Here is a 242-nt window from a genome sequence, read left to right on the forward strand (position 1 = left end):
GTTCGACACGCTGTCCGTGGCCGAGAACGTCTGGCTGGGCCTGGACAAAAGCCTGACGCTGGCCGAGGTGGTGCAGCGCATCGAGTCCACGGCGCATGACTACGGGCTGGAGGTCGATCCCCACCGCCCCGTGCACACGCTGAGCGTGGGCGAGATGCAGCGCGTGGAAATCATCCGCGCCCTGCTCACGCACCCGCGCGTGCTCATTCTTGACGAGCCCACCTCGGTGCTCACGCCGCAGG

At 67.8% G+C, this 242-nt stretch carries 1 protein-coding gene; it reads left to right on the plus strand.

Features of this window, described 5'->3' with window-relative positions:
- Positions 1-16 precede the first annotated feature (16 nt).
- The coding region (locus ACSNOK_RS35845) for an ATP-binding cassette domain-containing protein (RefSeq protein WP_436784837.1) at positions 17-242 on the plus strand (226 nt) is incomplete at its 3' end.

The sequence above is a fragment of the Streptomyces sp. URMC 126 genome, assembly GCF_051386555.1.
Lineage (GTDB): Bacteria > Actinomycetota > Actinomycetes > Streptomycetales > Streptomycetaceae > Streptomyces.